Annotated in this window: 8 protein-coding genes; 7 read left to right on the forward strand and 1 reads right to left on the reverse strand. The window is 72.0% G+C overall.

The genetic code is table 11. The features are described 5' to 3' along the window. The coding region (locus FDZ70_05595) for a ferredoxin (protein ID TLM77182.1) at positions 1 to 88 on the reverse strand (88 nt) is incomplete at its 3' end. Between FDZ70_05595 and FDZ70_05600 the strand changes: the two genes are divergently transcribed. The 7 genes from FDZ70_05600 to FDZ70_05630 form a co-directional block, all read left to right on the forward strand. Then, positions 57 to 1,319: a methyltransferase domain-containing protein gene (locus tag FDZ70_05600; GenBank protein ID TLM77175.1), complete on the forward strand. Its 1,263-nt coding sequence runs from the start codon at positions 57 to 59 to the stop codon at positions 1,317 to 1,319. The two genes, FDZ70_05595 and FDZ70_05600, sit on opposite strands and share 32 nt — an antisense overlap. After that, entirely contained in the window at positions 1,316 to 1,771 is a 456-nt protein-coding gene (locus FDZ70_05605) for a hypothetical protein (protein TLM77176.1), read from the forward strand. Before FDZ70_05600 ends, FDZ70_05605 begins: the two co-directional genes overlap by 4 nt. Before the next feature lie 88 nt (positions 1,772 to 1,859). Beyond that, positions 1,860 to 2,462 (forward strand): hypothetical protein, encoded by a 603-nt coding sequence (locus tag FDZ70_05610; protein ID TLM77177.1) that lies wholly within the window; start codon positions 1,860 to 1,862, stop codon positions 2,460 to 2,462. 38 nt (positions 2,463 to 2,500) lie between these two features. Next, the gene (locus tag FDZ70_05615) at positions 2,501 to 3,499 is read left to right on the forward strand and encodes a DUF72 domain-containing protein (GenBank protein ID TLM77178.1); all 999 of its coding nucleotides are present in this window, start codon (positions 2,501 to 2,503) and stop codon (positions 3,497 to 3,499) included. A 117-nt stretch (positions 3,500 to 3,616) separates the two neighbouring features. Then, a complete protein-coding gene (locus FDZ70_05620) occupies positions 3,617 to 4,780 on the forward strand; it encodes an ABC transporter permease (protein ID TLM77179.1) in 1,164 nt (387 codons plus the stop codon). After that, positions 4,780 to 5,526, forward strand: coding sequence for an ABC transporter ATP-binding protein (locus FDZ70_05625; GenBank protein TLM77180.1), 747 nt, complete (start codon positions 4,780 to 4,782; stop codon positions 5,524 to 5,526). Before FDZ70_05620 ends, FDZ70_05625 begins: the two co-directional genes overlap by 1 nt. Then, positions 5,523 to 5,885 (forward strand): GNAT family N-acetyltransferase (locus FDZ70_05630; GenBank protein TLM77181.1); only part of this gene is annotated, 363 nt, incomplete at its 3' end. The genes FDZ70_05625 and FDZ70_05630, both read left to right, overlap by 4 nt.

The following is a 5,885-nucleotide window of genomic DNA, read 5'->3' on the forward strand; positions in this document are numbered from 1 at the left end:
CGTCGTCGGCGACGCGGAACACCTCCGGGCAGGTCTCCTCGCACAGGCCGCAGCCGATGCAGGTCCCGCAGTCGACCACTGGTCTCACGGCGCACCTCCTTGGCCGTCCGGGTACGGGCCGTCACGATGCTTCGGCGCCTGTCGCGAGGCCGGCGTCACATACGACGTCGCCGGTGACGTCGTATGCGACGCCACACGCCCATGATACCCGCGTCGCCCCCGCGGTATGCTTGTCCGCGCCCGCCCCTACGCCCTCGGGAGCCGCTCCAGTGAGACCGTCGGTCCGCGCCGAGAACCCGCTCGAGTGGGCGCTGCTGCGTCTCGGCCTCGCGCCGCTGCCCCTGCTCGACGGCTACTGGGGCATGGCCACGAGCCGCGCGCTGCTGACCGCGATCGACCTCGGCGTGTTCGACGCGCTCGCCGGCGACCCGCTGACTTGCGAGGAGCTCGCGACGCGCCTCGGCACTGACCCGCTCGGCACCCGCGTGCTGCTCGGCGCGCTGTGCGGCATGCGCTACCTGCGCTGCTCGGGCCGACGCTACCGCACCACGCGCACGGTCCGCAGGTGGCTCGCCGATGGCGCGCTCGTGGACCTGCGCGACTCGGTGCTGTTCTTCGACGACCTGTGGGGCGAGCTGTCGGACCTCACCGCGCTCGTGCGCTCCGGCGAGACGCGCAACCTGCACCTCGACGGCCGCGGTCCGGAGTTCTGGCGGCACTACCTGCGCGGCCTCGCGGCGTTCGTGCCGCTCGTGTCGGGCGAGGTCGCGCGCAAGGTCGCGCTGCCGTCCGGAGCGCGCACGCTGCTCGACGTCGGCGGCGGTCACGGGATGTACGCCGCGGCGTTCCTCCGGCGCCACGGCGCGCTGACCGCCACGGTGCTCGACCTGCCGGAAGCGTGCGCGGTCGGGCGCGAGTGCATCGCCGAGGTGGGCCTTGCCGACCGGTTCACCTGGCGTGAGGCCGACGCCCGCACCGCCGACTGGGGCGGCCCGTACGATGCGGTCCTGCTGTTCAACCTCGTCCACAACCTCTCGTGGGACGAGAACGCCGACGCGTTCCGCCGCGCGTACGATGCGCTCGCGCCGGGCGGCACGGTCGCGGTCCTCGACAGCGAGTACGAGGGCGAGGGCGGCGGCATCTCGCTGACCGCCGGCCTCAACGAGATGCTCTTCTACCTCACCACCGGCACGCGCGTGTATCCGGAGGCGACGATCCGCGACTGGATGGCTGGCTCGGGACTGCGCGGGATCCGCACCCGCCACCTCGCCTCGATGCCTCAGATGGCGCTCATCACCGCAACGCGGCCGAGGGCGTGAGCCGCGCCGTGCCCGCCTGCCACTGGCATCCGAAGGTCGAGACCAACGTCGCCTGCCCCGACTGCGAGCGCTTCATGTGCCCCAAGGACATGGTCGAGACCCCGGTCGGGTACAAGTGCCGCGAGTGCGCGCGCCCGGCGAAGGGCCAGACGGCGTACGTCAAGCCGCGGCAGTCCGTCCTCGCGGCACTTGCGGCGCTCGTCACGGCCGCGATCCTCGGCTTCGTGCTGGCCTTCGCCGGCTCTCACTTCTTCCTCGTCCCGCTGCTGTACGGCGTCGCCGTCGCCGAGGCGGCACGGCGCGGCAGCGGCGGGCATCGCGGGCCCGTCATCGCCATGATCGCCGGCGCGGCCTCGGCGCTCGGCTCGCTCATCGCGTTCGGGTTCGACCCGCTGTCGATCTGCCTCGCGATCGCGGCGGCCGTCGTCTACGCCTCGCGCAACGTGCTGTAGCGGCGCGCGCGGTCGGGTATACAAGCATGTGGAGGCGGCCCCTGAGTGGCCGCCGCTCCACCTGCGACACACGGAACGAGGAGGAACGATGGACGATCTCGGCATCGAGCCGGAAGGATTCGAGGAGTCGGCCGCGCACGCTGGCGAGGTCGTGACGACCGCGTCGACGGCGGCGTGGAAGGCCGAGGGCGCCGACGCGGTCGTCAGCCGGTCGGCGGTCGGCGTCGTGAACGCGGGCGGGTCGGCCGACGTCGCGCAGTCGTGCCTCGGCGGCGTGCTGGCCGGCGGTGACATCGAGATGTCGCGCTCGTTCTCGTGCGACGTGGTGGCCAAGGGCGGCGTCGCGGTCGAGCAGGGCGGCACGCTGCTCACCCTCGCCGGCGGCGACGTGGCCATCGACCGCGGGCTCGGGCTGGTGACGGTGTCCAAGTCAGCCGAGGTCCGCGGCTCCAACGTCGGCTTCCTGCTGTCGGGCCGCACGACCCTTTCCGAGGGCTCGAAGGTGATGATGGACGGCAAGGCCGCCGCGATCTTCGGGCTGGTCTTCGGCGGAGTGATGGTGCTCGCGTTCGGGGCGCTGTTCGGCTGGGGCTGGTGGGCCATCAAGCGCTACCGTCCGCACCTGGCGATGCCCCGCTTCGACCTGTCGCACCTCGAGATGCCGCAGGTCACGTGGCGCAGGCGCGACTGAGCGCGCCCGTCCGCCGGCACGGGCGGGGGTGACCGCGCGTGGGCGACGTGGTCGTCGGCACCTGCTCGTGGACCGACAAGACGATGGTCGAGGCGTACTACCCGCGCGGCGTCTCGACGCCCGAGGCGCGATTGCGCTACTACGCCGAGAGGTTCGACACGGTCGAGGTCGACTCGTCGTTCTACGCGCTGCCGACCGCCGCCAACGCGCGCCGGTGGGCCGAACGCACGCCGCCCGGCTTCACCTTCCACGTGAAGGCCTTCGGCCTGATGACGCGGCACACCGTCGACGAGCGCGTCCTGCCCGCCGAGCTGCGCGAGCATGAGTACGACCTCACGGACCGCGGGCGCGTCACGCGGCCGTCGCCCGAGATGGTGGAGCGCTCGTTCGAGCTGTTCCGCGAGGCGCTGACGCCGCTTTCCGACGCCGGGAAGATGGGCGGCGTGCTGATGCAGTTCCCGCCGTTCTTCGAGGCGACCGGCCACCGCCGCACGATGGAGCACCTCGGCTACCTCGAGTACGCGCGCGAGCAGCTCGCAGGCCTGCCGGTGTTCGTCGAGTTCAGGCACCCCTCGTGGGCGGCCGACCGGCTGCTGCCCGAGGTGCTCGCGTTCCTGTCCGAGCGCGAGATGTCGTTCGTGGCCGTCGACGCGCCGCAGCTGCCCTCGCGCACCACGATGCCGCCGGTGACGGCCGTGACCGCCCCGTGGTCGTACGTGCGCTTCCACGGCCGCAACGCCGCGACCTGGCACGCGCGCACCGCGAGCGCGGCCGACCGCTTCGACTACCTCTACACGCCCGAGGAACTCGCCGAATGGGAGCAGCCGATCCGCGATCTCGCGCGCGACTCGGAGCGGACCTGGGCGATGTTCAACAACTGCAAGCGCGACTTCGCGCCGCGCAACGCGCGGGACCTCGCGCTCGTGCTCGCGGACGTCGTCGCTCCGCGTGCGGGCGGCGCGCTGACCGGCGACCCCGCACACCCGGTCGACCGCGGGCCGCACCCGGGGCCCGGCCAGCTCGATCTGGGGCTGTGAACGGCCGTTCGGGGCGTGGCTGCGCGCCGCCCGCGGGTGCGGGCGTTCGGGCCGTGGGGCGTGCGATAGACTGACCACCGGACGGCACCCGCGGCGAAGGGGCGAAACGACGCGACCGTGCGCATCCTGCGCAACATATTCCGCCGCAAGCTCAGGGCGTTCCTCACGATATTCGGCATCAGCATCGGCGTGTTCGCGCTGGTGGTGATGGGTGCCATGTCCGAGAAGCTGAGCCTGCTCGTCGACGGTGGCGTCAAGTACTACGCGGACAAGGTGGTGGTGAACGCCGCAACCTCCGTACTCGGACTCGCCAGCGAGCCGCTCACCATGTCCAAGCTGCGCGATGTGCGCCACGTCCCCGGCGTGGAGGCCGCGTTCGCCACCGTCGGCATTCTCTACGACGAGGAGTTGCCCACGGTCAGCATGGGCAACATCGCGACGCTGCAGGGCGAGGACTGGGAGGCGGCGCGGTACGAGTCGTTCAAGGTCGGCATGGCCGAGGGCCGCGACCTCGAGTCCGGCGACCACGGGGTCGTGGTCCTCGGGAACGACCTGGCCAAGAAGCAGAGCGCCTATGTGGGCAAGGTGCTCACCATCCGGGACCGCGAGTTCGAGGTCGTCGGCATCTTGGAGCGCACGCTCACCTCGCCGGACAACATGGCGGCGATCTCGCTCGAGGACGCGCAGGAGGTCTACAAGGACACCCTGCCCGATGCGCTGCAGTCCGGAGTCACCGCGCGCAACCTGGCCACCGGGTTCGTCGTCTACCCCGAGAAGGGTGTCGACCCCGACCAGCTCGCGGCCACCATCGAGCGCCATGTGAACGGCGTCGAGGCGACCGGCCCGAAGGCGTTCCAGGAGCGGGTCGTCAGCCAGGTATCCGTGCTGTCCTCGGTCATCTTCGGCATCGGCGCGATCTCGCTGCTCGTGGGCGGCCTGTCGGTGGTCAACACGATGACGATGTCGGTCGCCGAGCGCACGCGCGAGATCGGCATCCGCAAGGCCATCGGTGCGAGCAGCGGACAGATCATGCGCCAGTTCATCGCCGAGTCGGCCGTCATCGGGCTGCTCGGCGGCGCGGCCGGGCTTGCGCTCGGCTGGGTGGTCGCCGGTGCGCTGAACGCGGCCGGGGAGGCGTCGGGCAACGTGCTGTTCCTCGTGACACCGGGCCTGGCGATACAGTCGGTGCTGTTCGCGGTGTTCCTCGGCGTGGTCGCCGGGCTGTACCCCGCGTGGCACGCGGCCCAGCTCAACCCCGTCGAAGCGCTGAGGTACGAGTGATGGGCGCCGAGGCCGTCGTCAGCGTCCGCGGGATCGCCAAGCGCTACCGGCTCGGCCGTGAGAACTTCGTCGACGCCCTGCGCGGCGCGTCGCTCGACATCTACCGGGGCGAGATGGCCGCGATCATGGGCCCGAGCGGCTCGGGCAAGTCCACGCTCATGCACATCGTCGGCTGCCTCGACGTGCCCGACGACGGCGAGGTGTGGCTCGACGGCCGCCGCGTGGACGAGCTGCGCGGCACGGCGCTCACACGGGTCCGCAGTCGCGAGATCGGCTTCATCTTCCAAGGGTTCAACCTGATACCGACCTTGAACGCGGTCGAGAACGTGGCGCTGGCCGCCGAGTACGCGGGGATGGCGCGCGCCGAGGCGTCGATCCGCGCCGCCGAGCTGCTCGAGCTCGTCGGCCTCGCCGATCGGCTGAAACACGCCCCGAGCGAGCTGTCCGGAGGCCAGCAGCAGCGCGTCGCGATCGCCCGCTCGATGGTGAACCGGCCCGCGCTCATCCTCGGCGACGAGCCGACCGGCGACCTCGACACCGTGACGAGCGACGAGATCGTGCGCACGCTGCGCACCGTCAACACCGAGACCGGCACCACGTTCGTGCTGGTCACGCACAACCCCGAGGTGGCGGCGGCGTGCGACCGCACCGTGCGCATGCGCGACGGCGTGGTGGTCGACGACGGCGACGGCACGCCCTTCGGCGACGGGCATCCGGCGGACAACGCGGCCGCGGCGCCGTCGTGATGCGCGCCGCCTTCTCCACGCGCGACGCGGCCGTGCCCGGCGACCTGCCGGTCCTGCTCGACTTCCGCAGCCGGATGCTGCGCGAGCTCGACGTCACTGATGAGGCCCGGCTGGCCGAGGTAGCGGACGCGACGCGCGCGTGGGCCCGCGCAGAGGCGCCGGCCGGGCGGTTCGCCGGCTGGGTAGCCGAGGCGGACGGGGAGCCGGTGGGCGCGCTGACCGCGGGCGTCGTGCAGATGCCGCCCGGCTACCGGGTCGTCGACGGCCGGCACGCGTACCTGTTCGGCCTGTTCGTCGTCCCCGAGTGGCGCCGCCGTGGAGTGGCGAGCGCGCTCGTGCGGCTCGCGATGGAATGGGCC

The sequence above is a fragment of the Actinomycetota bacterium genome, assembly GCA_005774595.1.
In the GTDB taxonomy this organism is placed as follows: domain Bacteria; phylum Actinomycetota; class Coriobacteriia; order Anaerosomatales; family D1FN1-002; genus D1FN1-002.